The 26,862-nt window shown below is 41.6% G+C and carries 24 protein-coding genes, 13 tRNA genes, 3 rRNA genes and 1 pseudogene; 15 read left to right on the top strand and 26 right to left on the bottom strand.

Annotation, left to right across the window (positions count from 1 at the left end):
* Positions 1 to 45 precede the first annotated feature (45 nt).
* Genes CWM22_00855 through CWM22_00845 form a run of 3 tightly spaced genes read left to right on the top strand, consistent with a single transcriptional unit; the run spans position 46 to position 2,519 of the window.
* Positions 46 to 1,302, top strand: a complete 1,257-nt coding sequence (locus CWM22_00855; GenBank protein AUC90578.1) for a tyrosine--tRNA ligase — start codon at positions 46 to 48, stop codon at positions 1,300 to 1,302.
* 3 nt (positions 1,303 to 1,305) lie between these two features.
* A complete protein-coding gene (locus CWM22_00850; protein ID AUC90577.1) occupies positions 1,306 to 2,088 on the top strand; it encodes a DUF1211 domain-containing protein in 783 nt (260 codons plus the stop codon).
* Positions 2,089 to 2,141: 53 nt separating this feature from the next.
* Positions 2,142 to 2,519 (top strand): HIT family protein, encoded by a 378-nt coding sequence (locus CWM22_00845; protein AUC90576.1) that lies wholly within the window; start codon positions 2,142 to 2,144, stop codon positions 2,517 to 2,519.
* Positions 2,520 to 2,546: 27 nt separating this feature from the next.
* Here the strand turns inward: CWM22_00845 and CWM22_00840 are convergent, their stop codons facing one another.
* From CWM22_00840 to CWM22_00800, 9 genes are all read right to left on the bottom strand, one after another.
* Complete coding sequence (locus tag CWM22_00840) at positions 2,547 to 2,756, bottom strand: copper resistance protein CopZ (GenBank protein AUC90575.1); 210 nt, start codon at positions 2,754 to 2,756, stop codon at positions 2,547 to 2,549.
* A complete protein-coding gene (locus CWM22_00835; GenBank protein ID AUC92816.1) occupies positions 2,753 to 2,920 on the bottom strand; it encodes a hypothetical protein in 168 nt (55 codons plus the stop codon). Before CWM22_00835 ends, CWM22_00840 begins: the two co-directional genes overlap by 4 nt.
* A gap of 298 nt (positions 2,921 to 3,218) precedes the next feature.
* Entirely contained in the window at positions 3,219 to 3,686 is a 468-nt protein-coding gene (locus CWM22_00830; GenBank protein AUC90574.1) for a CopY/TcrY family copper transport repressor, read from the bottom strand.
* A gap of 84 nt (positions 3,687 to 3,770) precedes the next feature.
* Positions 3,771 to 5,279, bottom strand: coding sequence for a zinc ABC transporter substrate-binding protein AdcA (locus tag CWM22_00825; GenBank protein ID AUC90573.1), 1,509 nt, complete (start codon positions 5,277 to 5,279; stop codon positions 3,771 to 3,773).
* A 9-nt stretch (positions 5,280 to 5,288) separates the two neighbouring features.
* The gene (locus CWM22_00820) at positions 5,289 to 6,101 is read right to left on the bottom strand and encodes a metal ABC transporter permease (protein AUC90572.1); all 813 of its coding nucleotides are present in this window, start codon (positions 6,099 to 6,101) and stop codon (positions 5,289 to 5,291) included.
* On the bottom strand, positions 6,094 to 6,798 hold the full coding sequence (locus CWM22_00815; GenBank protein ID AUC90571.1) for a metal ABC transporter ATP-binding protein: 705 nt from the start codon (positions 6,796 to 6,798) through the stop codon (positions 6,094 to 6,096). The genes CWM22_00820 and CWM22_00815 overlap by 8 nt, the downstream gene beginning before the upstream one ends.
* Positions 6,799 to 7,242, bottom strand: coding sequence for a transcriptional regulator (locus CWM22_00810; protein AUC90570.1), 444 nt, complete (start codon positions 7,240 to 7,242; stop codon positions 6,799 to 6,801).
* Positions 7,243 to 7,939: 697 nt separating this feature from the next.
* Positions 7,940 to 8,080, bottom strand: a complete 141-nt coding sequence (locus tag CWM22_00805) for a hypothetical protein (protein ID AUC90569.1) — start codon at positions 8,078 to 8,080, stop codon at positions 7,940 to 7,942.
* A gap of 185 nt (positions 8,081 to 8,265) precedes the next feature.
* Positions 8,266 to 10,788 carry a surface exclusion protein gene (locus CWM22_00800; GenBank protein AUC90568.1) on the bottom strand — a complete coding sequence of 841 codons (2,523 nt, stop codon included), beginning with the start codon at positions 10,786 to 10,788 and terminating at the stop codon, positions 8,266 to 8,268.
* A gap of 150 nt (positions 10,789 to 10,938) precedes the next feature.
* On the opposite strand from CWM22_00800, the gene CWM22_00795 reads away from it, so the two are divergent.
* From CWM22_00795 to CWM22_00775, 5 genes are all read left to right on the top strand, one after another.
* A complete protein-coding gene (locus tag CWM22_00795; protein ID AUC90567.1) occupies positions 10,939 to 11,268 on the top strand; it encodes a transcriptional regulator in 330 nt (109 codons plus the stop codon).
* 68 nt (positions 11,269 to 11,336) lie between these two features.
* Complete coding sequence (locus CWM22_00790; GenBank protein AUC90566.1) at positions 11,337 to 11,522, top strand: hypothetical protein; 186 nt, start codon at positions 11,337 to 11,339, stop codon at positions 11,520 to 11,522.
* On the top strand, positions 11,503 to 11,853 hold the full coding sequence (locus CWM22_00785) for an IS66 family insertion sequence hypothetical protein (protein AUC90565.1): 351 nt from the start codon (positions 11,503 to 11,505) through the stop codon (positions 11,851 to 11,853). The genes CWM22_00790 and CWM22_00785 overlap by 20 nt, the downstream gene beginning before the upstream one ends.
* 50 nt (positions 11,854 to 11,903) lie before the next feature.
* Positions 11,904 to 12,110: a transposase gene (locus CWM22_00780; GenBank protein ID AUC90564.1), complete on the top strand. Its 207-nt coding sequence runs from the start codon at positions 11,904 to 11,906 to the stop codon at positions 12,108 to 12,110.
* Positions 12,064 to 13,416 (top strand): transposase, encoded by a 1,353-nt coding sequence (locus CWM22_00775; protein ID AUC90563.1) that lies wholly within the window; start codon positions 12,064 to 12,066, stop codon positions 13,414 to 13,416. Before CWM22_00780 ends, CWM22_00775 begins: the two co-directional genes overlap by 47 nt.
* Positions 13,417 to 13,544: 128 nt before the next feature.
* Here the strand turns inward: CWM22_00775 and CWM22_00770 are convergent, their stop codons facing one another.
* The gene (locus CWM22_00770; GenBank protein ID AUC90562.1) at positions 13,545 to 14,642 is read right to left on the bottom strand and encodes a hypothetical protein; all 1,098 of its coding nucleotides are present in this window, start codon (positions 14,640 to 14,642) and stop codon (positions 13,545 to 13,547) included.
* Positions 14,643 to 14,840: 198 nt separating this feature from the next.
* On the opposite strand from CWM22_00770, the gene CWM22_00765 reads away from it, so the two are divergent.
* The 7 genes and pseudogenes from CWM22_00765 to CWM22_00735 all read left to right on the top strand — a co-directional run bounded on the left by CWM22_00765 (position 14,841) and on the right by CWM22_00735 (position 20,338).
* On the top strand, positions 14,841 to 15,242 hold the full coding sequence (locus tag CWM22_00765) for a hypothetical protein (GenBank protein AUC90561.1): 402 nt from the start codon (positions 14,841 to 14,843) through the stop codon (positions 15,240 to 15,242).
* A gap of 1 nt (position 15,243) precedes the next feature.
* Positions 15,244 to 15,483 (top strand): hypothetical protein, encoded by a 240-nt coding sequence (locus CWM22_00760; protein ID AUC90560.1) that lies wholly within the window; start codon positions 15,244 to 15,246, stop codon positions 15,481 to 15,483.
* Positions 15,480 to 16,919, top strand: coding sequence for a hypothetical protein (locus tag CWM22_00755; protein ID AUC90559.1), 1,440 nt, complete (start codon positions 15,480 to 15,482; stop codon positions 16,917 to 16,919). The genes CWM22_00760 and CWM22_00755 overlap by 4 nt, the downstream gene beginning before the upstream one ends.
* Positions 16,920 to 16,947: 28 nt before the next feature.
* Positions 16,948 to 18,459: a hypothetical protein gene (locus CWM22_00750; GenBank protein AUC90558.1), complete on the top strand. Its 1,512-nt coding sequence runs from the start codon at positions 16,948 to 16,950 to the stop codon at positions 18,457 to 18,459.
* Between the two features lie 58 nt (positions 18,460 to 18,517).
* Positions 18,518 to 18,784, top strand: a complete 267-nt coding sequence (locus CWM22_00745) for a hypothetical protein (protein AUC90557.1) — start codon at positions 18,518 to 18,520, stop codon at positions 18,782 to 18,784.
* Positions 18,781 to 19,122 (top strand): DUF771 domain-containing protein, encoded by a 342-nt coding sequence (locus tag CWM22_00740; protein AUC90556.1) that lies wholly within the window; start codon positions 18,781 to 18,783, stop codon positions 19,120 to 19,122. The genes CWM22_00745 and CWM22_00740 overlap by 4 nt, the downstream gene beginning before the upstream one ends.
* 51 nt (positions 19,123 to 19,173) lie before the next feature.
* Positions 19,174 to 20,338: pseudogene (locus tag CWM22_00735) on the top strand (site-specific integrase).
* A 65-nt stretch (positions 20,339 to 20,403) separates the two neighbouring features.
* On the opposite strand, the gene CWM22_00730 reads toward CWM22_00735, so the two are convergent.
* The 16 genes from CWM22_00730 to CWM22_00655 all read right to left on the bottom strand — a co-directional run bounded on the left by CWM22_00730 (position 20,404) and on the right by CWM22_00655 (position 26,791).
* Positions 20,404 to 20,487 (bottom strand) — tRNA-Leu (locus tag CWM22_00730).
* 11 nt (positions 20,488 to 20,498) lie between these two features.
* Positions 20,499 to 20,570, bottom strand: a tRNA-Gln gene (locus CWM22_00725).
* A gap of 11 nt (positions 20,571 to 20,581) precedes the next feature.
* Positions 20,582 to 20,654, bottom strand: a tRNA-His gene (locus CWM22_00720).
* A 7-nt stretch (positions 20,655 to 20,661) separates the two neighbouring features.
* Positions 20,662 to 20,732, bottom strand: a tRNA-Trp gene (locus CWM22_00715).
* Positions 20,733 to 20,739: 7 nt separating this feature from the next.
* Positions 20,740 to 20,820, bottom strand: a tRNA-Tyr gene (locus tag CWM22_00710).
* A 20-nt stretch (positions 20,821 to 20,840) separates the two neighbouring features.
* Positions 20,841 to 20,913, bottom strand: a tRNA-Phe gene (locus tag CWM22_00705).
* A 15-nt stretch (positions 20,914 to 20,928) separates the two neighbouring features.
* Positions 20,929 to 21,002 (bottom strand) — tRNA-Met (locus tag CWM22_00700).
* Positions 21,003 to 21,011: 9 nt separating this feature from the next.
* Positions 21,012 to 21,101, bottom strand: a tRNA-Ser gene (locus CWM22_00695).
* 8 nt (positions 21,102 to 21,109) lie between these two features.
* Positions 21,110 to 21,181: transfer RNA gene (locus tag CWM22_00690), tRNA-Glu, on the bottom strand.
* Positions 21,182 to 21,187: 6 nt separating this feature from the next.
* Positions 21,188 to 21,261: transfer RNA gene (locus tag CWM22_00685), tRNA-Ile, on the bottom strand.
* Positions 21,262 to 21,291: 30 nt separating this feature from the next.
* Positions 21,292 to 21,362 (bottom strand) — tRNA-Gly (locus tag CWM22_00680).
* A gap of 5 nt (positions 21,363 to 21,367) precedes the next feature.
* A tRNA-Val gene (locus CWM22_00675) sits at positions 21,368 to 21,440 on the bottom strand.
* A gap of 5 nt (positions 21,441 to 21,445) precedes the next feature.
* Positions 21,446 to 21,561, bottom strand: a 5S ribosomal RNA gene (gene rrf, locus CWM22_00670).
* A gap of 202 nt (positions 21,562 to 21,763) precedes the next feature.
* Positions 21,764 to 24,669, bottom strand: a 23S ribosomal RNA gene (locus tag CWM22_00665).
* A gap of 306 nt (positions 24,670 to 24,975) precedes the next feature.
* A tRNA-Ala gene (locus CWM22_00660) sits at positions 24,976 to 25,048 on the bottom strand.
* Positions 25,049 to 25,235: 187 nt separating this feature from the next.
* Positions 25,236 to 26,791, bottom strand: a 16S ribosomal RNA gene (locus CWM22_00655).
* The 16S, 23S and 5S rRNA genes sit together here with 13 tRNA genes alongside, the layout of an rRNA operon.
* Positions 26,792 to 26,862: the final 71 nt, after the last annotated feature.

The following is a 26,862-nucleotide window of genomic DNA, read 5'->3' as shown; positions in this document are numbered from 1 at the left end:
AATGATTTATGGTCCTGTATATTAAACCTAAAGGAGACAGCCCACATGAACATTTTTGAAGAACTAAAAGCTCGTGGCTTGGTCTTTCAAACGACAGACGAAGAAGCCTTGGTAAAAGCATTGACAGAAGGACAGGTTTCTTATTACACAGGATACGATCCAACAGCAGATAGTTTACACTTGGGGCACTTGGTTGCTATCTTAACCAGCCGTCGCTTGCAGTTAGCTGGTCACAAGCCTTACGCCCTAGTTGGCGGTGCAACTGGTCTGATTGGCGACCCTTCCTTCAAGGATGCGGAGCGTAGCTTGCAAACCAAAGATACCGTGGACGGTTGGGTAACAAAAATCCAAGGTCAGCTCTCTCGCTTCTTGGATTTTGAAAATGGTGATAATAAGGCTGAAATGGTCAACAACTACGACTGGTTCTCAGACATCAGCTTTATCGACTTCCTTCGTGATGTCGGTAAATACTACACGGTCAACTACATGATGAGCAAAGACTCTGTGAAAAAAAGGATTGAAACAGGGATTTCCTACACCGAGTTTGCCTACCAAATCATGCAGGGCTATGACTTCTACGAGCTCAACGACAAGCACAATGTAACTCTGCAAATCGGTGGTTCTGACCAATGGGGCAATATGACTGCAGGTACCGAGTTGCTTCGCCGCAAGGCTGACAAGTCTGGTCACGTGATGACTGTTCCCCTCATCACTGACTCAACAGGTAAGAAGTTCGGTAAGTCAGAGGGCAACGCTGTTTGGTTGGATGCAGACAAGACTTCTCCGTATGAAATGTACCAATTCTGGCTCAATGTCATGGACGATGATGCTGTTCGTTTCTTGAAAATCTTTACTTTCTTGTCATTAGATGAGATTGCTGAAATCGAGAAACACTTTGACGCTGCCCGTCATGAACGCCTGGCTCAGAAGATTTTGGCTAAGGAAGTCGTGACATTGGTACACGGTGAAGAGGCTTATAACCAGGCCCTTAACATCACCGAGCAATTGTTCGCAGGCAACATCAAAAACCTGTCCGCAAAAGAACTCAAACAGGGCCTCAGCAACGTTCCAAACTACGCTGTACAGGCTGAAGACAACCTTAACATCGTTGAACTCCTAGTCACCTCTGGTATTGTCAACTCAAAACGCCAAGCTCGTGAAGATGTGCAAAATGGTGCCATCTATGTCAATGGTGAGCGTGTGCAGGACTTGGACTATACCCTTTCTGACAGTGACAAGATTGACGGCGAGTTAACCGTTATCCGTCGTGGTAAGAAAAAATATTCAGTTTTGACTTATTAAGCGATGAAAAATACCAAGCAAAATCCTAAAAATCAAGAACTTTTGAACGACTACTTTGAACAAATGGGTCAGGAAGCCAGTCTTTTGCATCCTGAGTTAGAGCATTTGTCTGCCGATGAACGTCAAGCATTTTTGGACCAACTCTATCGTGAAGATGAGACACGTCGTGCCAAGCGCCTGAAGGAGCATCTTGAGGTGTTCTCCGATGCAGTGATTGGGGTCATCATCACCATGATGTTGCTGGAAATTCCTTTACCGAGCGACACTGTTGATACACATCACTTTTTCACTGGCATCCTCATCTTCTTTGTATCCTTTTTCATCGTGGCGGATTTTTGGTATGACAACCACAAGATTCTAGGACAGATTGAGCACGCAACCAGCAAAATCTTAATTGTTCAATTCAACTTTATGGCAACGCTGGCCCTCATTCCCCTCTTTACTCGGTGGATGATGGAAGGCATAACCACCACGGCTGTTGTTGGTTATGGGGTCGTGACCATTGCAGTCAATCTCTGTCAATCCATTTTGAATTACTTTGTCCTACAAGAAAAGTTTGCCGGAACAACATATACAAAGCGGTTTGTTTCCATGGCACACTTACGACAATTGGTGACCGTCGCCCTTTTCAACATCGTCGTTATCCTATTTGCTTACTTTAATCCGACACTTGCCTTTTATTTCTACATTTTACGCCCAATCGTATCTTTCCTAGGAGCAGCCTTCTTCGAAAAGAGACGGCAGAAGCGGAAAGAAAAAATGGCAGTTAGAGTAAATTACATATAATTCCCAAGGAAATCCTATGTGATTTAATTTTCTGCTAACCTAGGAGAAAAGACATGACCTGCATTTTTTGCCACCAACTCAAAGAAGAAGATATTCTCTACCAGACGGAACATTTCAAGGTAGTCTGGGATATTGACCCTGTCCAAACTGGGCATCTACTGATTGTTAGCAAGGAACACTATGACACGCTCAGCCAAATCCCTTCTGCTGTTCGCTATGAGCTATCGGACTTAGAAGTCTTTTTGACTGATAAACTCTGTCAAGCATTGACAATTGACGGTGTGACCATAGCTTGCAACGATCGCTTGTTTGACGTTGGAACCCATTTCCATGTCCACCTGATTCCACGCTTTCGATCAGACGGCTTCTGGGACCAAATTTCACTTGCACAAGTGCAGCTGGACCTGAACGCCTTTCTCAAAGCATTATAAAAAGCAGCCCGACGGCTGCTTTTTCGCTTATATCAACTCTTCCACTTCATAGATTGTATCATCCAGCACCTCTTGGTACTGTTCCAAGTCATAGGCTACAGAGGTTTCCACCTCCGCCAACTGCTCTTCCAGCTGGATTTTCACCTCTTCCACCCCATCCAAGTCCAAGAGGTGATTGGTCACATGCTTGACACAGTTTTGGCACGATAAGTTTTTCAATTTCAAAGTTTGCTTCATATTCTTTCTCCTTTTTTATACTCAATGAAAATCAGGTTCAGATTAGCTTCAAAGGTTCGGGGAACCTTTGAAGGTTGGAAATAGAGCGAACGTCTTCGTTTCTCCAAGAGCAGATAGAACCCTACTACTTTCGCATTGCCAGGTAGTCGGCTGAGGCTGGGCAGAAAGCCCAGCACCTCTTCTCAGAGTTCGTGTCAACATCTCAGCGCAGTGGTTGATTGACAGATTTGTTTGTTTTTTACACTCCAAATATGGCCTCTACGACTGATGCGAACAGAGTTCGCCTTATCTCCAACCTCAAACTGTCTCCCAGACAGTTTGAGCTGTGCGGGGGTGGGAGTGAAACAGTCTGGGGATAGACTGTTTCAGCTCAACAACTAGAAATAAAGACTTGTTGACGAACTCTTTTTAGACTGGTCGAGTTCTTTCCCACTCCCACTCATCAAGTCAAGTCAACACATCTTATGTTGATTTTCGAAGAGTATGATGATGCCCACAGGTACATTGCCCCGCCAAGCACCGACAAGCGATTTGCTCGGGTGCAGTCCTTTGTAACTGCGAGATTTTGCTGGCCAGATTTTCTAGGCTTTTTTGGGAAAATGTCCCTGTGTCTAGCAGTTTTTCAACCAGTTGCCCCTGTTTTGTGGAACAGATGGTAGCTAGTAAGAGCTCCACCTGACCCTGCAAATGTTCCTCTTCACTGATCAGCGGATAATAGTGGTATTTGCTGGTTTCCTTGACCATTCTCAAATAGTTTTTCTTCCGCAGCCGCCCCAAGAGTGTCTTAATGGTCGTCGCCTGCCAATCAAAGCCTTCCTGCAAGGCCTGAATAATTTCCTGAGAAGTCGCACCAGGATGGGCCCACAGGACTCGCATGACCTGCCACTCCGTAGCAGAAATTGTCTGCTCCACACATTCACCTCCCAACAATAATTTTCCAACTTTAGTTTACATTTGTAGTCAAAAATTGTCAAGAAGAAAGACTGAACACCTTGCCCAGTCTTCTCATTATTCTTAGTGAGCCAGCATCTCCTGACCAATTTCCAAACCAGTCAAACCAACAGGGTAGTATGTCGGCCAGTTTTCCAACTCTTCCAAGAGTTTTTCTTGGCTCTCTCCACCAAAATAGATGTGGAAGTGATCTGTTTTAACAGGGGCGATATTGTGGTCGCTAAATTGAACATACTTATAGTTACCAGCATTTGCATCCGTTGCTTCAAACAAGAAACGAACACCACGATTTCCTTTTTTGTAGGTCAAAATCTTATAGCCCACATACTTATACGTGAATTTTTCTTTCTTATCTCCCACTACAAATTCCATGGTATTATCTGTAATGTTAATTTGATCAACATCTGTTTTGTAGCCAGTATCGTAATAAGCCTTGTACTCTTCTGCTGTCATACCACCTTTGATCTTAGCCTTGTAATCCCAGACCTGATCTAGTGTACCATCAAGCAAGTATGGATAAACAGATTGCCACTCACCTACATAATCTGAAAGAGTACGATCTTTTACGGCACTATCTTCAAAATAACCGTTATAAACAGTTTGCGCAGTCTCAGCACCTTCTTCTGGCAAAATTTCAGAACCTTCTTGGGAAGTTGTTTTTTCAAGGGCAGTCAGATTATCTTCCATAACAGAAATATAATCCTTACCATTTTTCATATCCTCATCCGTCAAACTTTCAAGAGGATTAAGAACGTCCAACTGAACCCCAGTCTCTTTGGCAAGTGTTTCTGCAACAGATTTTGACGCATTTTCTTCAAAATAGATATACTTAATACCATATTTATTAATATACTCTGTCAATTCTGCTAGACGTGATGGAGTTGGATCTTCATCTGCAGCAACACCTGTAATAGAAACTTGTTTCAAACCATAGTCCAAAGCCAAATATGCAAATGCAGTATGCTGTGTAACAAAGTATTTCTGTTTCGCAGCAGATAATGTTTCAGAATATTTAGCATCCAAAGCATCTAATTTCTCAATATAGGCTGCCGCATTTGTTTCAAAAGCATCTTTCTTTTCTGGGTATTTAGCTACCAAACTATCACGAATATTTTCTACAAGTGTGATGGCACGCTCAGGAGACAACCATACATGCGGATCATAAGCATGGCTATGCCCCTCCTCACTATGGTCGTGTTCCTCCCCTTCTTCACTACCCGGTAACAAGAGCATCCCATCCGTTGCACTGATAACATTTACTTTTTCAGTATCAATTGAACCTTCTACATCATGGACCCAGGTTTCCATATTCTCATTTTCATAAACAAAAGCATCTGCCTCTTGGATACGAGCAATATCTTTAGCTGACGGCTCATAACCATGAACCTCTGTCCCAGCCTTAACCAACAGATCAACATTTGCCTCATCACCTGCCACCTGCTTGGTGAACTCATAAACAGGATAAAAAGTCGTGACGATATCTAACTTCCCATCTTCAGAAGCTGTGCTATTGCTACAAGCCCCTAAAAGCAAAGCTGATACAGACAAAAATAATAAACCAACTTTTTTCATCTTAACTCCTTATTTTTTAAATTTTTGAACAACATTTACCAGTAAGAAAATACTAATGAAAATCAAGGTAATACTTGCACTCGCTGGGGTTTCTGCATAGTAAGAAGTCAGCAACCCCATGACCATTCCAAAAAAGCCAATGCCCATCCCAGTAAAGATAACAGCTTTAAAACTCTTACCAAGTCGCAATGCAATAGAAGCTGGCAAAACCATAATTGTTGAAACCAGCAAAGCACCTGCCGCTGGAATCATTAAGGCAATAGCAACACCAGTCACCACATTAAAGGCAATGGACATAGCTCGCACAGGTAACCCATCTACAAATGCCGTATCCTCGTCAAAGGTAAGAATATACATCGGACGTAAAAACAACAATGTCAGCACGATGACAATCACAGCAATCGTAAACAAAGCAATTACCTGCTCCTGACTAATCGTCACTATCGAACCAAACAGATATTGTTCCAGGCTAAGCCCTGATTTCCCACCAGATTTATTCATGACAATCAACGAAATCGCCAAACCAGTCGACATGAGGATAGCCGTCCCAATTTCCATAAAGTTCTTGTAAATCGTACGCAAATACTCTAAAAATACAGCTGCCACAATAACGACAAGAACAGTCGAAAGCGTTGGTGAAATCCCCAATACCAAACCAAATGCAACCCCCGCCAACGAAACATGACTAAGAGTATCCGACATCAAACTCTGCCGTCTAAGTATCAAAAAGACCCCCAAAATGGGCGAGAACAGACTCATCGCAATGATTGCCAGGAAAGCACGCTGCATAAAGTCATAATGAAATACAGATAGATCAAACATGGGCAACCTCCTCATCCGCTTCATGAACATTGAAACAACGCCAAGGAGACTGCTGATCACGAACCAAGTGAATGTTTCGATCAGCATACTTATTCAGCTCATCAGGATCATGAGTTATCATCAAAACCGACTTCCCATGCTTCTTAGCCGAATGATGCATGAGCTGGTAAAAAGCATCCTTGGTCCCTGCATCCATCCCTGTTGTCGGTTCATCCAGAATAAAAATATCTGGATCAGAGGCAAACATACGCGCAATGACCGCACGCTGCTTCTGCCCACCACTCAAAGCACCTAAGCGCTTATCCCGATGTTCCCACATGCCAACTGATTCCAAACTAATCCGAACATGTTCCTCATCATGGGCTGTCAAACGACGAAACCAACCTTGTCGAGGATAACGCCCTGATTTTACAAATTCGTAAACCGTGCTTGGAAAACCAGCATTAAAACTTGCAATTTGCTGAGGTAAATAGGCCATTCTCAACTTCTTACCCTTTATACTCTTCTCAGCAATAGAAACCTTCCCTTGTTTGGGCTTCAATATCCCCAAAGTCGCCTTAATGAGGGTTGTCTTGGCTGCGCCATTCTCACCAGTCAAAGTCACAAATTCCCCACTATCAAGATAATAATGAATATGTTCTAAAACCGGTTCTTTATCGTAGTAAAACGACAAGTCTTCCACAGTAATATATCTCATTTATTTTCTAATCTTCTCCACTAACTCACTTAAGAATCGAGCAATTGACTCCTGCTCTTCAAGACTATAATGTTCCAAAAGCTCTTCATAAGCTTCCAAGGTATGCGCGTGATGATGAGCATGCTCTGCAGCAATAGGCTTAGCAGCCTCAGTCAAACTAAAGCGAACAATACGAGCATCCTTATCATCTCTAACCGCCACCAATAACCCCTGAGCAACTAATGACTTTGTAGCCTTCGTGATCGCAGCCTGACTAACATTCAACTCCTTAGCAATCTCAGTATTAGTATATGCAGCCTTTTCAATAAGCATCAAAATATGCTCCTGCGTATTCGTCAACTTCACCGTGCTTTGACAAGAACCAACCAAAATCTCCAATTGATTCTCCGAACTCAAAACAATCTCGTGCAGGTACTTCTCAATTTCTAATGCAATACGATTCATAGGCATCCCCTTAACCTTTTAATTAACTTGTTAAGTATACCACATAGAAAACAAAAAAACAAGGAAAATTTACTGAAAAAGAGTATATCTATCCATAGCAACTCGTAAGCCTTCTTAATAAAAAAGAAACACCAAAAAAGAGAGAACGAATTTCGTCCTCTCTAGGTGTTAGCTTTTCGTCTACCCACTACAGTTGACAATGAGCCACAAAAAAATAACAAAAGACAAGGCTTAGAAACCTTGTCTTTTAAACTATACCGGCGGCCTACAATCTAGCGTTAAAATCAGTTAAAATAAGTATCAAAAATGCGATAAAATCAAGATATTATCACTCGCTAGTTAGTATAAAAATCGGTAAAGTTGACCATCAGTTGACCAAGTTATTTCCTGAACTAAAAAAGGAAAACTTCCATCATTCCGTTACTTGTATTGAATTTTATACAAGTAGTTTGATACCGAGTGCGGCTTTTCAATAAGTTTTAAAGATGCTAAATTTCAAATACAACTTAGATTAAAATTTCATAGCACAAGCTAACAGCCAACATTGACAGATTATTTGCATTTTACAAGTAATCTGTTATAATGAAAATAGAAAAGGAGCTGGATTGCCGTCCAGATCCAAATGTAGAACCGTTAAAAAGACGGCGGCTCGTATTACAGATTTAATCCGTCCTACTCGCGCAAAAGTGGGGACGGGTTATTTTTTGTCTTCATCTTTGAAGATTTTATAGCACAAACCAATCAAAGCAACTGTGAAACCACCGAAACTTAAAATCGTCTGCACAACTTCAAAAGCTGTCAAAAGAACGCTCCTCCTTTCCGTCAGATTTTGATGAATTGCCCATAGGCATCACCTCATTTTCAGAAAATCAAGAGCTACCGTCTTCACTTTTCTACTCATCTAGTGTATCATATTTCATCCCTAAAAATTGTTGGAATAGCGTAGTCTTTCCGAAATTTTTAGCAATCCAAAAAATCTTCCTACTGTCATCATAGTAAGAAGATTTTTTTCATATTCGCTACCTATCCTTGTTTGCGTCTTCTTGCACTTGCAAGACCAAGACTAGATAATACTGCCACACCTGCGAGTGCCAACAAACTTGTTTGCTCCCCTGTGTTTGGCAAGGTCTTAGCACGTTCTACACGTGAGTAAGTAATACCTTGTGGTGTGACGGTGACACCTGCTTGTGGGTTCGCCACCACAACCTTACCGTCAACAACCTTCACATCTTGACCTTTATCAAGAGCTTGTTTGACTGCATCAATATCAATAGCTGGTTTTTCAGCAACAGTTGGTGCAACTTTTGGTACTGCAATCACTGTTCCGTCTGGAAGCGTTGCAATGACATTGTCTTTTGCTTTGTCTTCAAGGTCTTTGAGTTTGTCGTACTCTGCTTGAAGTTCAGCCAATTTGCTTTCTTCTGCTGCAAGTTTAGCAGTAACAGTTTCAAGTTTGTTTTGTGCTGTTTCAGCTTTAGCTTGTGCGTCTGCAAGAGCAGTTTGTTTTTCTGTAAGGGTTGCTTGAGCGTCAGCAAGGCGTGCTGGTGCGTTCAAATAACCATCAAGTTCTTCAGCAAGTGCTTTAGCTTCTTCAACTAAGCGGTCTTTTTCTGCAAGAAGTGTGTCACGTTCTTTGTTCAAGCTATCAAGGGTTGCTTGTTGGCTTGCAAGGTTAGCTTGTGCTGTTTTAAGTGCTTCAGCTTTTGCAGTTGCAGTAGCTTGTGCTGTAGCAAGTTCAGCTTTAGCAGTATCAAGAGCTGCTTTCTTTTCAGCAAGATTTGCTGAGAAGTTGTCAACAGCCTTTTGAGCGTCTGCTTTGCGAGTTTCAGCATTTTGCAAAGCAATAATAGCAAGACGCAAGTTATTTTCTGCCACCTGTGTTTGAAGCGGTGTGGCAGTAGCATCAGCAAGGACTTTTTCTGCCTGTGTTTTAGCTTCAAGTGCGGTAGCATAATCTGAGCTTGCTTGGGTCAACTTAGCTTTTGCTTCATCAGATGCAGTTTGGGCCGCTGCAAGAGCTGCTTGAGCTTGAGTGAGTGCTGCTTGGAGTGTTGCGACATCTTCTGGGTTGGTGATTGGGGTGCCAGTGTAGATACCAAATACGTTGATTGAGTACAATTCACCAGCAATGATACCAAATGAAGCACCAAAATCAGATACTTGTTTTTGGATGTTATTTGAGTGACCCCAATTTGATGGTGCATCAGCGAAGGCTTGAGTCATTACAAACTTGTAGATTTCGTGCTTAACATCATACATAGTCATTGATGTACCAAATTTAGCTAGTGCAATTGGACCACCATTTTCACCAAAGTAATCACCTGGCAAATGACCAGCTGTTAGAATATCTTGGTTGCGAGCTACATATTTGTTCATTTGGTCTTGGGCAGCTTTCATTGAACCTGTATTTAGTTCAAATGCAGGCAAACCAAGTTGTTGACGAATAGCATTGATTACTTGCAAATTGTAAAGTGCAAGTTCTTCTGCTTGCTCTTTTGTGATATTTGTGAAGTCAACAAGCTCGTTTTTATCAGCTGAACTAATAGTGGTGTTAAAATTTTGTGCCATTTTGACACCATCACCGATCAATGTGTTTTTCCACAATTGGTCGGTTTTGTTTTGTTTCCACATATCGAGGGATTCTTTAAAATTGTCAATATCTTGTTTAGTTCCTGTGAACGTAACAGTATCCACATTTGCAAGAGCGTCTGTTGCTGATTTGACAGCGTCAGTAGCATTACTTACTGCTTCAGTTGTTGTTTTAACAGTATCTTGTGCAGTAGTCAATTTTGCTTTTGCTGTATCAACAGCGTCTGTTTTGACTGCAACGTCAGTTGTTGCTGCATCAATCTTAGTTTGACGATCTGCGTCTGCCTTTTTAGCTGTATCAACGGCTGTAGTAGCAGTTGTAACATTATCTTGTGCTGTTTTGACGTCAGCTGTAGCTTGGTCAAGGGTTGCTTGAGCCTCTGCAAGACCAGTACCAGAAAGAGCATCTTGTGCTGCTTTAACATCAGCTTCTTTAGATGCTACTGTGGCATCCGCTTGGTCTTTTTCTGCTTGGGCAGTATCAACAGCTGTTTGTGCATCTGCAACAGCTTGTGTCTGTGCTGTGATTTCAGCATTGACTTCATCTGTTTCAGCAGCGTTTGCTGTTTGGTCAGCAAGGTTAGCTGTTTGGTCAGCTTGGTTTGCTGCAATGTTGTCTGGTGTAGCATTTGTTGCGTTTGTTTCAGCGTCTTTGACAGCTTGTGTTGCAGTATCAACGTCTGCTTCAGCAGTGGTAACAGCTTGGTTAGTTGCGTCTGCATCAGCTTGAGCGTTAGTTGTATCTTGAGCAGTAGCATCAACAATAGCTTGTTGAGCATCAAGAGCTGGTTTGACATCAGCTGATGTTTTAGGTGCTTCGACAGCTGTAGTTTCCACTGCTGGTGTTTCAGTTGTAACTGGTTTTACTTCCTCAGCGAATGCTGGTGTGCCAGTAGCACCGATTGCTGTTGCGATTGCCGCACCTGTTGCAAGAGTTTTGATTGATTTTTTGTTCATGGTTTTTTCTCCTATTATATAAACAACCTTTTGAAGTTGCTTTTACATAGATTTTAACACATATAAACAGCTTTGTAAAGTTGCTTACAACTTTTTAAGAAGTTAATATTTGTTGTCAAAAGCTGTAATATTGGTATCGTGAGGTATATCATGAAACAATCATTACGAACATTTATTGGCAAACGAATTCGCCTTTTAAGGTTGCAAAAAGGGTTAACCCAAGAACGAGTTGAAGAATTGGCTGATCTTGGTACAAACTATGTTTATAAATTGGAACATTTAGAAACTAATATTAAGATAAATACACTTGAAAAAATAATGGAAGCACTTGATTGTGATATAGCATCATTTTTTGATATAACCCCTAAAGATGATAATCCTCATATTGCAGATTTAATTACTAATCTTAAAAGTATTCCTGAAGGTCAACAAGAAGAAATTCTCGCTGCTTTTAATACTATCATCGTAACCGCCCAATAACAAGGTATCTATCTAATCACTCCCTCCTCCTGTATACTGTTATAAAAAACAAAACTGGAGGATTTATTATGTCACACCCCATCGTCCCATTGACTATTCCCCTATCTCGCCGCTTTGAGAAGAAAGGCAGAAATGATATTCTGATGAAAATTCGTCTCGGAAAAGTGGAAGTCACATTCTTTCACTCTATCAACCAAAAAATATTAGAAACAATCTTGGATAAGGTACTGCACTATGACCATCCGACTCAGTGATTTAGGTCAAGTCTACTTGGTTTGCGGTAAAACGGACATGCGTCAAGGGATTGATTCTCTCGCCTACCTTGTCAAAAGTCAATTCAATCTGGATCCCTTTTCAGGTCAGGTCTATCTCTTCTGCGGAGGTCGAAAAGACCGATTCAAAGCTCTTTACTGGGACGGACAAGGATTTTGGTTATTGTATAAACGTTTTGAGAATGGAAAATTGACCTGGCCAAACAATGAAGAAGAGGTCAAGGCTCTAACTTCCGAGCAGGTGGACTGGCTCATGAAAGGATTTTCTATCAATCCAAAAATAAATCTTTCAAAAAGTCGTGATTTCTATTGAAATCATGGCTTTTCTTTGTGTATAATGAGATAAAAAGAAGGAGATTGGTTATGTCATCACTAGAAAAAATTATTGAAACACAGTCAAAAACGATAGATATGATGGCTAATGAACTTACCCTCCTTCGTGAACAGATTGAGTATCTGAGACAGAAACTCTACGGAAAATCATCAGAGAAGGTTGTGTATCAACCCGGTCAGCTGAGCTTGTTTGGGGAGGAAATTCTCCCTGAAGAAGAAGCTGACTTACCCAGTTGAAACAGAAACGATTACCTATAAACGCAAGAAAGCTAAGGGAGTTCGTCAGGCTATTTTCAGCCAATTCACTCCAGAGATAGTGCATCACGAATTGCAAGGCGAAGATTGTACCTGTCCAGACTGTCATGGTCAATTAAAGGAGATTGGTTCAACTGTTCAACGACAAGAGTTGGTCTTCATTCCTGCACAATTAAAGCGGATTGACCATGTTCAACACGCATACAAGTGTCAGGCATGTAGTCAGAAGAATCTGAGCGATAAGATTATCAAGGCTCCCATTCCTAAGGCACCTTTGGCACACAGCTTGGGTTCAGCCTCTATCATTGCCCACACCATTCACCAGAAGTTCAATCTGAAGGTGCCCAATTACCGTCAGGAAGAGGATTGGAACAAGCTCGGTCTGCCCATCAGTCGCAAGGAAATAGCCAATTGGCACATCAAGTCTAGTCAGTATTATTTCGAACCGATTTATAACCTGTTGCACGAGAAATTGTTGGAGCAGCCTATTCTCCATGCGGATGAAACCTCCTACAAGGTCTTAGAAAATGATAGCCAGTTGACCTTCTACTGGACTTTCTTGTCTGGGAAGCATGAGAAAAAGGGCATCACCCTCTATCATCATGACAAACGACGGAGTGGCTTGGTTGTGGAGGAAGTTCTTGGGGACTATGCGGGCTATGTACATTGTGACATGTGGTCAGCCTATCGGCAGTTAGACAAGGCTCAGCTGGTTGGCTGTTGGGCTCATGTCAGAAGAAAATTCTTTGAGGCGACTCCTAAGAAGACAGACAAGACTTCTTTAGGAGCCAAGGGCTTAGCCTATTGCGACCGCCTGTTTGCCTTGGAGAATGACTGGACTGACTTGTCTACTGAGGAGCGGCTGCATAAACGGCAGACAGAGTTGGCTCCCTTGATGGACGAGTTCTTTGATTGGTGTCGCAATCAGGCTGTCTTGCCAGGTTCCAAATTGGGCACTGCAATAGAGTATAGCCTCAAATACGAAACCACCTTCCGAACCGTTCTCTCGGATGGCGATTTAGTCCTGTCCAACAATATGGCTGAGAGGGCTATGAAGACCTTGGTGATGGGACGTAAAAATTGGCTGTTCTCTCAAAGCTTTGAGGGGGCCAAGTCGACAGCTATCATTTTGAGTCTTTTAGAAACTGCTAAACGACACGGTCTTGATGCAGAGAAATATATGACCTATCTTCTAGAACACTTACCTAACGAAGAGACGCTCGCAAAAAAAGAAGTTCTGGAGGCTTATTTACCATGGGCTGAAAATATTCAAGAAAAGTGCAAATAGAAAAAGGTTCCAGAGTCGACAGGACTTTGGAACCTTTTCAATATACCTTGTTATTGGGCGGTTACCTATCATCAATCAGTTAAAACTAAAGTAACCGCTAAGATTCAATCCTAGCGGTTTTCTTCTACTTAAATAGGTAAAGTATTATCCTTATTTGCCTTTTCAATACCTTCATTTATTTCATCAACCGTTAGCAGCTTCGGTTCAATTTGAACTTCTGTTGTTCGAAAATAATCTTTATCAAATCCTACTAGGTCAAATCCAATCTTGAACAACTCTGTGTCAGTTTTACGATAACCTAATCGTTTATCTTGTAATGTCTGAACTTTCTCTAATTCTGTCACAAAATGTTCAATTGCTTCCACCATCATCTGTTGTTCTTCTTCTAAATAATGCGAGTAGTTTAACTGCGAATAACGTTTATCACTCTTAATTAATAAACTACTCCTATATTCCCGCATCTCATGTGAATAGTATAAATTGTATGTTTGATAAATTTGAGAGCCAAGAGAATCTGCAATGATTGCAGTCTGTTTCTCATTCCAGTGCTCAATTTCATCAATCACTTGATGAGCAAATTCCTTAAGTTTAGCATCTAAATAGCCTAGTTCATAATCACTGTCAATAAAGACTTGTTTAAATAATTGATAAAATTGTTGCTCAATCTCAGGCTGATATAGTCGAAAAATTACTTGAGCTAACTTTTTATCGTGAATATCAAAAGAGATACTCTCAAGTGAGAAATCAGATTCAATTTCTTTTTTAGCCAATTCAGATGCAAAGACAACAGATGGCTTTAAAGCTTCTATAGCTCTTTCTTGGAGAGAAAACTTCTCTTTTGTACCCTTATCAATATCATTCAATGCATCAAAAATTACAAGATAAAACAGAGCTGGGAGAAGTGGTTTCCAGTCTTTTTCTTTTTCCCACAACAATTCAGATGCAGAAATTTCCACATTTTGGGCAATCAGCCTAATTGGCGTTGGAGTCATGGCTTTTCGGTCGCCTTTCTTGATATTAGTCATTCGCTGTTTAGCAGATTTCTTCGAACCCCCATAATAGGCCTCACCATAACCATTATCTATTACTGCATCATATAAGAATTTGTACAAGAAATATTTTTTCTTTTTAGGGTGTTCTTTCAGATACTTTTCCTGATAGTCCAATATTTTTTGTGGGATAGAATCTAATGTGAATCTGCAAATCATTTCTTTTGTATTGTGCATTATTAATTACTCCTTATCTAATTACAAGTTCATTATAACACAAAAAGTTATACATGTGAAGTATTTAACTTTCTATTTTTTGTATGATTGTTGTATAACTTTATTTAGAGTAGAATAAGAAGGTAAATAAATAGCGCGCAACTATTTACAATGTAATTTTTTTAGAAGCCTTTCTGTAATGGAAAGTGGAGAATTTTTATGTCAATGTTTAAACAAATCGTATCAAATGCTAATAAGTCTTCTGAAGAGACTATTAATGTTACAGCTGTGAATCTAGGTTCAGTTGCTACTCCTTATAAAGATTATGTTCGTGATGAAAATGGGCAAAAAGTTAAGGATAATCGTGGTTTCGATAAAAAAGAAGATACAGCTTCAAAACTTAAGTATCAATTTGCAACAGTTGGACAAGAGTGTAAAACTGTAACATTGCTAACGCCAATTAATAAACCTCTATCAATTGAACCACTGGTCGTTTATGATATTACAGCATTTGGATACAATTTCAAAAACGGCGGATACTGGTTAACGGAATTAGTCAGTGCTAAGCCACTCTTGCAACTTAAAGAAGAAAACGTGACACGATCATCAGGGGGACAGTAATATGAAAAACATTCATGAAGAATTATCAGATTTATCTGCTTGGGATCTACCAATCGAATTGCGACGAATATTTGCTAAATATCTGCGTACTGAAGATCCGAAAATCATTGACTCTTTTATCTATCTGAGTCTAGCTTATTCAAATGGTAAATATACAGATTTTATTCGAGCATACATGTATTATGAATTAATGCGTCGTCATATGTTGGAAGAAATGGAAAAACTCTGTAAGAAGTTATGATTAGATATCGTTTAAATCCACATTTAGGTTATATGATGAAAGCCTATCCTAGTTTAGTAACATTGATTCAACTTTTTGGATCAGTGTTACTGATTGTAGGATTCATCTGCAACTGGTTGATTATAAAGGCTGTTGAACTAAAAGTGATAGCTAGACCAATGACATGGGCATTCTATCTCATGTTATTTGGCTCAGCTGTCTTGCTTCTTGTTAATGGCTCATTACTCTTGCGTTTCCTTTATCGTGTTAAAGAATCGGATTCTTTTTCTCAATATCAGCAATTAAGATTGATTGAACGTCAAGCCCATACCGCATTGAAAGATTCTGCGATTGCTAATCGCAAAGTCGGCAGCAAATTCATAGATGTTTCAAAAGCGACTGCGTGCTTCTCGAAGCAAAGCAGGCGCATTACAGTTACGATCAATAAATTAGCTGATCAGACAACTGATGATTTAGAAAAGTTTGCGGAGATGCTTTCAGCTTGTTTAGTGGGAAAAAATCGCTCTTTAATAGTTCTTGATTACTGGTTATCTGAGGATAATACAAAATTTACATATTTACTCGAGGATATCGTAGAAGCTAAAGCAAGACAGCTGAAGCCAAAGCGTATCACAGAATTAAAGCCAGCAAATGACTATGCAATAACAGTGGAGACAGGATTGACCTTTTCAATGCTTAAGAATATCCATTTATTATTAGTCGGTAATACGTCATCATCTAAGACCACTTTTCTAAAATCCATGCTGGCTCAAGTATTTATGTTTGAATCAGACGTTGATTTAACAATATTTGATGTCAAATCGGAATTCAGTTCGTGGGACTTTTTACCTAAAGGTACCATTATTTCAGATAGTGACGAAATCCTCGCTTATTTTGAAACTTTGCTTGATTTAGTAATTAATCGTGAAAAAGAGATTGCTCAATTAGCTGCAAGAGATGATATAACAGGTGCAACATTTGTCAACTTTGGTAAAGAAATGAGAATGAAGCTTGTTATCATTGAAGAATATTCTGCAATGCTATCAAGTATCACTGATGCTAAAAAGCGAAAAAGAGTACAAGATTTAGTCTTGTCAATCGTCTCTCGCTCACGTTCTAGTGGGGTCTATATGTGTATCTGTATGCAGCAACCACGTTCCGAGCTGATTTCAACGGCTGTTCGCGATAATCTTGGTGTTCGTATCTGTCTCTCAAACGGTGCAATCACAGATGAATTAGCACGTATGGTATTCGGAGAAGCTGATAATATTGAAAACCATGCCCCACGCTTTAGTGGTTACATCATGACCTCTGACGGTCAATTCTCTAAACCTAGACGATTTTGGAACATTAACATGCACGAACATGAGCTTGAAAAGATAAGTATTTTTGAACAAGCTTATCTGTACGGTATCAAGAAACGAAAATCATTGGAACAACCCACGTCTAACACTTAACATTTGGAACATCATTTGAATCTGTGTTGTGCCAAATTTTGAACCCTATTTGATGTTTTTGGACGCCACATTTCTCTCCGTCTGTGGCGTCCAAAAAACAATCAAATCTATCCTAACAAAAATGACACATCACAATAATTTTGTGTCAAAAAAATACAAATACAAAGGAGACCTCAATATGGTTAAAAAGAAAGCGATTGATCCAAACACTCGCAAACGTAAATTCTTTGGACAGATTTCGTATGAATATGAGGCAAATGCTGATCCGAAACTTACAGAAGATGATTTTAAAAAATCCGTTGAAAAACGTATCAAAGAATATTGTCAACACGATGAAGATACATACTACATTATCTTCCATGATAAAGATATCGACGATAAGGGAACACTTAAACCATTACACGCACATTTTTATCTTGAATTTAAAAATGCTCGCCCTTTTTCTCCCGTTTACAAAGCATTAAAAATTTCACGAGAAGAAAACCTTGAATTTGTAAGGAGTTCAATCAAAGCTTGTAGGTATTTGACACATAGAAATGAGCGAAATATGGCTGAGGGGAAATATCCATATTCTGTTGAGGAAGTCATTCAATCATCAAATGGAGACTATATCAACAGTATCATGGGCGAAATCAAAGACCACAGTAAAGAGAAATCAGATGACGGCTTAGAAGTTGATGATTATTGTTTAGAATTATGTTATCAAATTTCATCAGAGGGTTTACTACCTGAAGAAGCTAAAGAACGTTTATTCGAGCAATTTACACAGCGCACAGCACAAAAAGCATGGAATACAAACAAACGGCAATTTGAAGAAAATCGTCAAGAATTTATCCAACAAGAATTTGAGCGGATGAACCGTGGAGAACGGAATCACAACGGAATTTATATTCACGGTTTAGGTAATAGTGGCAAATCGTTTCTTGCGAGGTTGATCGCAGAACAGCATGATCGTTTAGGTGCTCATACTCCATCTATAAATAAAAAGAGATTTGATCTAGGATCTGGCTACAAAGGACAAAAAACAATTATCATCAATGAATTTGATGGATCGTGTGGTATGGCATATCGTGAGCTCTTTCAAATTTTAGAACCAAATTCAGCCAATCAGCTTAGTTCTCGTTTCAAAGATGCATACATTATCAATGATTTAACAATTATGACAAATTCAGAGACATACTGGGATTGGGTTGATGGTTGGTTCGAAGAAAAGAAAAGAGAGTATCATCAACTCATGCGAAGAATTCGTTTTGTAATCAAAATGTATCATAATGATCAAAATAAACTCATTATTGAATTATGGTACTATCACGCTATCCGAGATTTAAAAGAAAAGGCGAAACTACAATTTCAGAAAATCAAGGATTGGAAGTTAGATTCTATCACTCAAGATTCTGAACCAGATTTGACAATAGTTGCACAAGAAATTTTGAGTGAAATTCAGATCAATAACAATAATTCTAAACAAACAAAAAAAGTTGCCGAAAAATCTACCGACCAAAGCGATTCGAACGACAACTCAAACCAATTAGAAGATTAGTCAAGTAAGCTAATCTCTTACTTGATTATCTCATATTACTAAAATGAGGTAAAGTAAAATGATAAAACTAACAAAAACAGATCTGATTTGCTTATTGCTTGAAATTGAAAATATGGAAGCTACTATTGAACTAGAAACAGGTTTCAACTGCTATGACTACTTTTTAACTAACAATCTTATGATGAGCTCTGAGCAAGTTTTAGAATGTTTAACTTCTCAAAGAGACAATGAAAGGTGGTTAATGAACCGCCTAACAGATTTTGTCGGTGAGTATTTCAATATTCGATATCAGTATGATCCTACAAACGAAAGGAAAAAATTATGATCACACAATTTGAATTAAAACTAGATCCTATCACTATACAGCTTCCTGAAAGCCATGTCATCATTCCTAAAAGTGATTATGATCATTTGACTAAGCAAGCTTCTCAAGGGCGTTATATGACCTTAAACGAAGTTTTAGAAATGCTTTCGGTGTCTAGACCTTGGTTTTTAGAAAACGTGCTATACAAGCCAGATATCCGCTCAAAAATTGATATTGATAAAAATAATAAAGAGGGATTTGTGAAATATCCTCAGAATCAAGGCGGACGTTACTATTTTTTAGCAAGTAAAACCAAAAAATATTTTGAAGAACATTTTGCAGAAATTTTTGAATTATGATATGATAACCAAGATAATATCTTGGTTATCGCTTTTAGAAAGAGGTAATCAATGGCAATTTCATATAGAAAAAGAGGTAAAAATAAAACTTGGGACTACCGTATCTTTGATAAGAACAAAAAAGTAATTGCATCAAATTCAGGCTTCAAAACTAAACGTGAAGCCGAAATTGAAGCGCTTAGCATCGAAATAAAATTAATGCAAGGTGCAATCATAGATAAAAACATTACATTTTATGACTTATGGGAAAAATGGCTAGAACTGACTGTAAAACCGCTTGGTAAAGCTGATACAACACTAAACAAGCATATGTTACGTGGAAAATTCATCAAAGCACAATTTGAAGATAAACCAGCTATTCAGATAAAAGCTAGTGAATATCAAGCTTTTATCAATAAATACGCTGAAACAAATTGTCGTGATAACGTAAGTAGAATGAATGCGGAAATCCGAAATGTCATTGTCTTTGCTAAACGTGACAAACTCAATATTGAAGATTTTACAGAAGGTGTTATTTTATCTGGTCGTCCTCCTAAAAAACGGAAAGAAGATAAGTATATTCATAGTTTTAAGGATTATCAAAAACTGGTTAGTTACTTAGAAGAGAATTTAGACATGACTAGTTCTATCATTCCTCACTTACTACTAATCCAACTAAAAACTGGACTACGTGCAGGTGAAGTGGCAGGACTAACATGGGACTGTGTGTTATGGGATACATTTGAAATAAAGACATATCGACGGTATGATACAGTTAGACAGCGTTGGAGCAAAGCTAAAACAGAAGATTCAATACGGACAATCCCTATTGATGCAGATACACTAAACGTTCTTGAAAAACTAAAACAAGAACAAGATGTGTTTATCGAAAATGGAACCATCACAAATGATGAAAATATGATTTTCGTAGATATAAATTATAATATCGTGACTAATGCAGGCATCAACAAACACTTAAAACAAATCTTAAAAACATTACGCATCTTTCCCCAAAATATGACAAGCACAGGTTTACGGCATACCTATTGCTCCACATACCTATTGCTCCACAATGTTAGCTATGGGCGTCGATATTTGGGCAGTATCAAAACTCATGGGTCATAAAGATATTACTGAAATCACTGAAACATACGGACATCTTATCAAAGAAAAAGCAGAGATTGAGAACAATAAAGTTCGTTCAGTATTAAAGAGTTTAATTGAAAATGATAAATAGTGACCAAAAGTTGACCAAAAAACAAAAGAAATGCTGATAAATCAACGTTTCTCCTACATAAACTATACCGGCGGCCGGGGTCGAACCGGCACGTCCTTGCGGACACTGGATTTTGAGTCCAGCGCGTCTGCCAATTCCGCCACGCCGGCATATAGTTGAACTGGGGTAGCTGGATTCGAACCAACGCATGAGGGAGTCAAAGTCCCTTGCCTTACCGCTTGGCGATACCCCAATATTAAAATAGGCGAGTGAGGGGAATCGAACCCCCGAATGTCAGAGCCACAATCTGATGTGTTAACCACTTCACCACACCCGCCATATAACACGGGCAGTAGGAATTGAACCCACACTGAAGGTTTTGGAGACCTTAGTTCTACCTTTAAACTATGCCCGTAAAGGTATGGAGAGAGAGGGATTCGAACCCCCGAACCCGAAGGAGCGGATTTACAGTCCGCCGCGTTTAGCCTCTTCGCTATCTCTCCGAAATATAATATTAAGTTAATGGCGCGAGACGGAATCGAACCGCCGACACATGGAGCTTCAATCCATTGCTCTACCAACTGAGCTACCGAGCCAAATTCTTAAAGAAATTGCGGGAGCAGGATTTGAACCTACGACCTTCGGGTTATGAGCCCGACGAGCTACCTAGCTGCTCCATCCCGCGATAATACTAAGGAGGATGTGGGATTCGAACCCACGCACGCTTTTACACGCCTGACGGTTTTCAAGACCGTTCCCTTCAGCCGGACTTGGGTAATCCTCCGAATAATATAGTCCGTACGGGATTCGAACCCGTGTTACCGCCGTGAAAAGGCGGTGTCTTAACCCCTTGACCAACGGACCATATAATGGGCACGAGTGGAATCGAACCACCGACCTCACGCTTATCAGGCGTGCGCTCTAACCATCTGAGCTACGCGCCCAAACCAAGTTTGGGTATGAACTATGTTCAAAGCGGGTGACGAGAATCGAACTCGCGACAACAGCTTGGAAGGCTGTAGTTTTACCACTAAACTACACCCGCTTATATGGGAGTTAACGGGATCGAACCGCTGACCCTCTGCTTGTAAGGCAGATGCTCTCCCAGCTGAGCTAAACTCCCAATTTGCTAAGCGACTACCGTATCTAACAGGGGGCAACCCCCAACTACTTCAGGCGTTCTAGGGCTTAACTGCTGTGTTCGGTATGGGAACAGGTGTATCTCCTAGGCTATCGTCACTTAACTACTGAGTCTTGTCAACTCAAAATTGAATATCTATATTCTAACAAGAAACCGATCGCTTGTCAATATCGACTCTAGTTTTAATAAGTAATTGTATTCGAACTAAAAAGCTAGTGATTTAGATAAATCGCCTTGAAGTCTAACCGACTTCCGCGTTGATTTCCTAAAATCATACGCTTTTCTTAACGTTCTCATTACTTATTCTTGGATAAGTCCTCGAGCGATTAGTATTGGTCCGCTACATGTGTCGCCACACTTCCACTTCCAACCTATCTACCTGATCATCTCTCAGGGCTCTTACTAACATAAAGTTATGGGAAATCTCATCTTGAGGTGGGTTTCACACTTAGATGCTTTCAGCGTTTATCCCGTCCCTACATAGCTACCCAGCGATGCCTTTGGCAAGACAACTGGTACACCAGCGGTAAGTCCACTCTGGTCCTCTCGTACTAGGAGCAGATCCTCTCAAATTTCCTACGCCCGCGACGGATAGGGACCGAACTGTCTCACGACGTTCTGAACCCAGCTCGCGTGCCGCTTTAATGGGCGAACAGCCCAACCCTTGGGACCGACTACAGCCCCAGGATGCGACGAGCCGACATCGAGGTGCCAAACCTCCCCGTCGATGTGAACTCTTGGGGGAGATAAGCCTGTTATCCCCAGGGTAGCTTTTATCCGTTGAGCGATGGCCCTTCCATACGGAACCACCGGATCACTAAGCCCGACTTTCGTCCCTGCTCGAGTTGTAGCTCTCGCAGTCAAGCTCCCTTATACCTTTACACTCTGCGAATGATTTCCAACCATTCTGAGGGAACCTTTGGGCGCCTCCGTTACCTTTTAGGAGGCGACCGCCCCAGTCAAACTGCCCGTCAGACACTGTCTCCGATAGGGATAACCTATCCGGGTTAGAGTAGCCATAACACAAGGGTAGTATCCCAACAGCGCCTCAGTCGAAACTGGCGTCCCGACTTCATAGGCTCCTACCTATCCTGTACATGTGGTACAGATACTCAATATCAAACTGCAGTAAAGCTCCATGGGGTCTTTCCGTCCTGTCGCGGGTAACCTGCATCTTCACAGGTACTAAAATTTCACCGAGTCTCTCGTTGAGACAGTGCCCAAATCATTACGCCTTTCGTGCGGGTCGGAACTTACCCGACAAGGAATTTCGCTACCTTAGGACCGTTATAGTTACGGCCGCCGTTTACTGGGGCTTCAATTCAGATCTTCGCTTGCGCTAAACCCTCCTCTTAACCTTCCAGCACCGGGCAGGCGTCACCCCCTATACATCATCTTACGATTTAGCAGAGAGCTGTGTTTTTGATAAACAGTTGCTTGGGCCTATTCACTGCGGCTCAGTTAAACTGAGCACCCCTTCTCCCGAAGTTACGGGGTCATTTTGCCGAGTTCCTTAACGAGAGTTCTCTCGCTCACCTGAGGCTACTCGCCTCGACTACCTGTGTCGGTTTGCGGTACGGGTAGAGTATGATACATCGCTAGAAGCTTTTCTCGGCAGTGTGACGTCACTAACTTCGCTACTTATCTTCGCTCCCCATCACAGCTCAATGTTACAGATACAAGCATTTGACTCATATCACACCTCACTGCTTAGACGGGCTCTTCCAATCGCCCGCTTTAGTTAGCCTACTGCGTCCCTCCATCACTTCATACTCTAGTACAGGAATATCAACCTGTTGTCCATCGGATACACCCTTCGGTCTCTCCTTAGGTCCCGACTAACCCAGGGCGGACGAGCCTTCCCCTGGAAACCTTAGTCTTACGGTGGATGGGATTCTCACCCATCTTTCGCTACTCATACCGGCATTCTCACTTCTATGCGTTCCAGCACTCCTCACGGTATACCTTCTTCACACATAGAACGCTCTCCTACCATAACACTAATGTGTTATCCACAGCTTCGGTAAATTGTTTTAGCCCCGGTACATTTTCGGCGCAGGGTCACTCGACTAGTGAGCTATTACGCACTCTTTGAATGAATAGCTGCTTCTAAGCTAACATCCTAGTTGTCTGTGCAACCCCACATCCTTTTCCACTTAACAATTATTTTGGGACCTTAGCTGGTGGTCTGGGCTGTTTCCCTTTCGACTACGGATCTTAGCACTCGCAGTCTGACTGCCGACCATAAATCATTGGCATTCGGAGTTTATCTGAAATCAGTAAACCGAGATGGCCCCCTCATCCAAACAGTGCTCTACCTCCAAGATTCTCAAATGTCGACGCTAGCCCTAAAGCTATTTCGGAGAGAACCAGCTATCTCCAAGTTCGTTTGGAATTTCTCCGCTACCCACAAGTCATCCAAGCACTTTTCAACGTGCCCTGGTTCGGTCCTCCAGTGCGTCTTACCGCACCTTCAACCTGCTCATGGGTAGGTCACATGGTTTCGGGTCTACGACATAATACTAATCCGCCCTATTAAGACTCGGTTTCCCTACGGCTCCGTCTCTTCAACTTAACCTCGCATCATATCGTAACTCGCCGGTTCATTCTACAAAAGGCACGCTCTCACCCATTAACGGGCTCGAACTTGTTGTAGGCACACGGTTTCAGGTTCTATTTCACTCCCCTTCCGGGGTACTTTTCACCTTTCCCTCACGGTACTGGTTCACTATCGGTCACTAGAGAGTATTTAGGGTTGGGAGATGGTCCTCCCAGATTCCGACGAGATTTCGCGTGTCTCGCCGTACTCAGGATACTGCTAGGTATAAAGAATATTTCAAATACGAGGCTTTTACTCTCTTTGGCCTACCTTCCCAGGTAGTTCTTCTATACTCTTTAAGTCCACATTGCAGTCCTACAACCCCGAGGAGTAAACTCCTCGGTTTGCCCTCCTGCCGTTTCGCTCGCCGCTACTAAGGCAATCGCTTTTGCTTTCTCTTCCTGCAGCTACTTAGATGTTTCAGTTCACTGCGTCTTCCTCTTCACTACCTTAACAGTAGTGAGTGACAGGTATTACCTGCCGGGTTCCCCCATTCGGACATCCCTGGATCATTGCTTACTTACAGCTCCCCAAGGCATTTCGTCGTTAGTCACGTCCTTCATCGGCTTCTAGTGCCAAGGCATCCACCGTGCGCCCTTATTAACTTAACCTTAATTACTAGTTTTTTTCTAAACTAGAAAACTCATTAAATATTCACAGCGTTTTCGGTTTATTTTCTTGTTACTATTTCTTAATGTATCCTTTCAGATACATCAGGAATGTTTGATAGATATTCAATTTTCAATGGACAAGTTCTAAGATATTAAGAACCGATGCGACTTGTCGCAAAACTTTCGTAGAATAAGGAGATAACCAACGACGTGTCTTTAGACACTAGGTGGTTTTGACTTATTCCTAGGAAGTTTAGGTTCGTATTCAGTTATCTTAGTTATCTAGGTTACTCTGTATTCTAGATAATGGAGCCTAGCGGGATCGAACCGCTGACCTCCTGCGTGCAAAGCAGGCGCTCTCCCAGCTGAGCTAAGGCCCCGTACATTTTTATGTACCTGTTAACGTATTTAATTGTTTCGATATAATATCATTTTTGAGACGCTGGCCCCTGTCGTGCACTAGCTCCGCTAGTTTCGACAAAGCTTCAACCTAAAGGTTTCGCTTAGCTGAGCTAAGGCCCCACAAGACCTCTCAAAATTAAAGAAGACTGACGTACAGGTTTCCATTTCCTTAGAAAGGAGGTGATCCAGCCGCACCTTCCGATACGGCTACCTTGTTACGACTTCACCCCAATCATCTATCCCACCTTAGGCGGCTGGCTCCTAAAAGGTTACCTCACCGACTTCGGGTGTTACAAACTCTCGTGGTGTGACGGGCGGTGTGTACAAGGCCCGGGAACGTATTCACCGCGGCGTGCTGATCCGCGATTACTAGCGATTCCGACTTCATGTAGGCGAGTTGCAGCCTACAATCCGAACTGAGACTGGCTTTAAGAGATTAGCTTGCCGTCACCGACTTGCGACTCGTTGTACCAGCCATTGTAGCACGTGTGTAGCCCAGGTCATAAGGGGCATGATGATTTGACGTCATCCCCACCTTCCTCCGGTTTATTACCGGCAGTCTCGCTAGAGTGCCCAACTGAATGATGGCAACTAACAATAGGGGTTGCGCTCGTTGCGGGACTTAACCCAACATCTCACGACACGAGCTGACGACAACCATGCACCACCTGTCACCGTTGCTCCGAAGAGAAACCCTATCTCTAGGGCGGTCATCGGGATGTCAAGACCTGGTAAGGTTCTTCGCGTTGCTTCGAATTAAACCACATGCTCCACCGCTTGTGCGGGCCCCCGTCAATTCCTTTGAGTTTCAACCTTGCGGTCGTACTCCCCAGGCGGAGTGCTTAATGCGTTAGCTGCGGCACTGAGTCCCGGAAAGGACCCAACACCTAGCACTCATCGTTTACGGCGTGGACTACCAGGGTATCTAATCCTGTTCGCTCCCCACGCTTTCGAGCCTCAGCGTCAGTTACAGACCAGAGAGCCGCTTTCGCCACCGGTGTTCCTCCATATATCTACGCATTTCACCGCTACACATGGAATTCCACTCTCCCCTTCTGCACTCAAGTTTGACAGTTTCCAAAGCGTACTATGGTTAAGCCACAGCCTTTTACTTCAGACTTATCAAACCGCCTGCGCTCGCTTTACGCCCAATAAATCCGGACAACGCTCGGGACCTACGTATTACCGCGGCTGCTGGCACGTAGTTAGCCGTCCCTTTCTGGTAAGATACCGTCAAATGAGAAACTTTCCACTCTTCTCACAGTTCTTCTCTTACAACAGAGCTTTACGATCCGAAAACCTTCTTCACTCACGCGGCGTTGCTCGGTCAGGGTTGCCCCCATTGCCGAAGATTCCCTACTGCTGCCTCCCGTAGGAGTCTGGGCCGTGTCTCAGTCCCAGTGTGGCCGATCACCCTCTCAGGTCGGCTATGTATCGATGCCTTGGTGAGCCGTTACCTCACCAACTAGCTAATACAACGCAGGTCCATCTCATAGTGAAGCAATTGCTCCTTTCAAGTATCTACCATGCGGTAAATACTGTTATGCGGTATTAGCTATCGTTTCCAATAGTTATCCCCCGCTATGAGGCAGGTTACCTACGCGTTACTCACCCGTTCGCAACTCATCCGTCTAGTGCAAGCACCAGACTTCAGCGTTCTACTTGCATGTATTAGGCACGCCGCCAGCGTTCGTCCTGAGCCAGGATCAAACTCTCATTAAAAGTTTTGATTCAAACTCAAGCTATTGCTAGCTTTCCGTTTTATTGTTTTGTTTTGTCATTGACGATTTAT

The sequence above is a fragment of the Streptococcus suis genome (assembly GCA_002831545.1).
Lineage (GTDB): Bacteria > Bacillota > Bacilli > Lactobacillales > Streptococcaceae > Streptococcus > Streptococcus suis_P.
Note: the sequence above shows the minus strand (reverse complement) of the source record. Positions and strands in the feature narration are given on the sequence as shown.

What these genes read in the sequence shown, in the direction of transcription:
- CWM22_00850 (AUC90577.1), top strand. Translation starts at nt 1,306, where the DNA reads ATGAAAAATACCAAGCAAAATCCTAAAAATCAAGAACTTTTGAACGAC.
- CWM22_00840 (AUC90575.1), bottom strand. Translation starts at nt 2,756, where the DNA reads ATGAAGCAAACTTTGAAATTGAAAAACTTATCGTGCCAAAACTGTGTC.
- CWM22_00800 (AUC90568.1), bottom strand. Translation starts at nt 10,788, where the DNA reads ATGAACAAAAAATCAATCAAAACTCTTGCAACAGGTGCGGCAATCGCA.
- CWM22_00815 (AUC90571.1), bottom strand. Translation starts at nt 6,798, where the DNA reads ATGAGATATATTACTGTGGAAGACTTGTCGTTTTACTACGATAAAGAA.
- CWM22_00790 (AUC90566.1), top strand. Translation starts at nt 11,337, where the DNA reads ATGTCACACCCCATCGTCCCATTGACTATTCCCCTATCTCGCCGCTTT.
- CWM22_00770 (AUC90562.1), bottom strand. Translation starts at nt 14,642, where the DNA reads ATGCACAATACAAAAGAAATGATTTGCAGATTCACATTAGATTCTATC.
- CWM22_00810 (AUC90570.1), bottom strand. Translation starts at nt 7,242, where the DNA reads ATGAATCGTATTGCATTAGAAATTGAGAAGTACCTGCACGAGATTGTT.
- CWM22_00765 (AUC90561.1), top strand. Translation starts at nt 14,841, where the DNA reads ATGTCAATGTTTAAACAAATCGTATCAAATGCTAATAAGTCTTCTGAA.
- CWM22_00795 (AUC90567.1), top strand. Translation starts at nt 10,939, where the DNA reads ATGAAACAATCATTACGAACATTTATTGGCAAACGAATTCGCCTTTTA.
- CWM22_00825 (AUC90573.1), bottom strand. Translation starts at nt 5,279, where the DNA reads ATGAAAAAAGTTGGTTTATTATTTTTGTCTGTATCAGCTTTGCTTTTA.
- CWM22_00785 (AUC90565.1), top strand. Translation starts at nt 11,503, where the DNA reads ATGACCATCCGACTCAGTGATTTAGGTCAAGTCTACTTGGTTTGCGGT.
- CWM22_00845 (AUC90576.1), top strand. Translation starts at nt 2,142, where the DNA reads ATGACCTGCATTTTTTGCCACCAACTCAAAGAAGAAGATATTCTCTAC.
- CWM22_00780 (AUC90564.1), top strand. Translation starts at nt 11,904, where the DNA reads ATGTCATCACTAGAAAAAATTATTGAAACACAGTCAAAAACGATAGAT.
- CWM22_00760 (AUC90560.1), top strand. Translation starts at nt 15,244, where the DNA reads ATGAAAAACATTCATGAAGAATTATCAGATTTATCTGCTTGGGATCTA.
- CWM22_00755 (AUC90559.1), top strand. Translation starts at nt 15,480, where the DNA reads ATGATTAGATATCGTTTAAATCCACATTTAGGTTATATGATGAAAGCC.
- CWM22_00820 (AUC90572.1), bottom strand. Translation starts at nt 6,101, where the DNA reads ATGTTTGATCTATCTGTATTTCATTATGACTTTATGCAGCGTGCTTTC.
- CWM22_00745 (AUC90557.1), top strand. Translation starts at nt 18,518, where the DNA reads ATGATAAAACTAACAAAAACAGATCTGATTTGCTTATTGCTTGAAATT.
- CWM22_00855 (AUC90578.1), top strand. Translation starts at nt 46, where the DNA reads ATGAACATTTTTGAAGAACTAAAAGCTCGTGGCTTGGTCTTTCAAACG.
- CWM22_00740 (AUC90556.1), top strand. Translation starts at nt 18,781, where the DNA reads ATGATCACACAATTTGAATTAAAACTAGATCCTATCACTATACAGCTT.